General features: G+C 55.1%; 2 protein-coding genes. One reads left to right on the top strand and one right to left on the bottom strand.

Annotated elements, in window-relative coordinates; translation table 11 throughout:
* Nucleotides 1-173 precede the first annotated feature (173 nt).
* Nucleotides 174-512 (bottom strand): hypothetical protein, encoded by a 339-nt coding sequence (locus EOA22_RS34780; RefSeq protein ID WP_127224562.1) that lies wholly within the window; start codon nucleotides 510-512, stop codon nucleotides 174-176.
* Between the two features lie 140 nt (nucleotides 513-652).
* On the opposite strand from EOA22_RS34780, the gene EOA22_RS39365 reads away from it, so the two are divergent.
* The gene (locus tag EOA22_RS39365; protein ID WP_127390676.1) at nucleotides 653-994 is read left to right on the top strand and encodes a hypothetical protein; all 342 of its coding nucleotides are present in this window, start codon (nucleotides 653-655) and stop codon (nucleotides 992-994) included.
* Nucleotides 995-1,072: the final 78 nt, after the last annotated feature.

Here is a 1,072-nt window from a genome sequence, read left to right as displayed (position 1 = left end):
CTTGAGCGGTGAATACCCAAGGGCGTCATAGATGAACTGATTGAGGCCGTACCTGGCAGCTTGCGGAAGTTCAGAAGGGCTGTGTCATTCGCCCTCTGGGCTTCGAAGGCGAAGAACTCAATGAAGGCCATGCAAACGAGTTCGGGATAAGCGTAATGGGTAGAACCATTGCGCTATATCTCCATAAAGAGCGTCGGCTCGTCGTACCCTGCCTGCCTAAGGTAGTCGGAAAAATAGAGCGACCGCCCGCGCTGGAGATCGAGGCCGAAGTTGTCTTCCCACTCCTTGGTGATCTCTTGGATGGTAGACCGTGCCGCGCCACAGATGGCGGAAAGGCCGCTTTGCGTGAGATAGGCCATGCCATTTTCAAGCACGCCCATTTCGATGCCGTTGACGTCTTTTTCAACCTCGATTCCGAGGTCGAGAGGAAGCTGTTTATAGGTGGCCGGAAGTCGAGGTGAACTTGCCATTAACCCGTTGATTGCTTGGCCGCAACCCTTGATTCGAGTCACGTAAGATACACAACTATAGCGATTCCTAATACAGGAGCTTTACTTATCCCCGGAGCGCCCGCCCGCCATTCCCCTACGGCTGGGTAGCGCCATCTGGACTCCAACAAGCAAGAGTCGCATTCTTCGATGGGGAGAGGGTGATGGGCCTCCAAAAACAGAAGCCTGTAAGGCGGCATAGGCGTTCGCTGTTAGAGCGGCGGGCGCTGATCCCGGTTTTGCTTTGCGGTGTTGCCGGGGCAAGCTATCTCATACCGCCGCAAGCCGAACAGCATCCCCTTCCCACAGTGCATCGTCTGGGTAGCCCTAGCTCGCCAAGTGGATGCAACATTAAGGGCAATATCAGCGAAACAGGCGACCGTATCTATCACATGCCAGGTCAGCGCTACTATGACGAAACGGTCGTTAACCCGGCCAAGGGGGAGCGCTGGTTTTGCTCTCAATGGGATGCTTGGTGGGCTGGCTGGCGAAAGTCGAAGGTATGACGGGAACTGAGGCTGCGGAATCGGCAAAAACATCTGTAGGTCGGCGCGCAACAGAATATTAGCAATCGGGAACATACG

The sequence above is a fragment of the Mesorhizobium sp. M7A.F.Ca.US.014.04.1.1 genome (assembly GCF_003998745.1).
GTDB classification, from domain to species: domain Bacteria; phylum Pseudomonadota; class Alphaproteobacteria; order Rhizobiales; family Rhizobiaceae; genus Mesorhizobium; species Mesorhizobium ciceri.
Note: the sequence above shows the minus strand (reverse complement) of the source record. Positions and strands in the feature narration are given on the sequence as shown.

Bases quoted from the DNA above. Each gene is read 5' to 3' on its own strand.
- EOA22_RS39365 (WP_127390676.1), top strand. From the start codon at position 653: ATGGGCCTCCAAAAACAGAAGCCTGTAAGGCGGCATAGGCGTTCGCTG.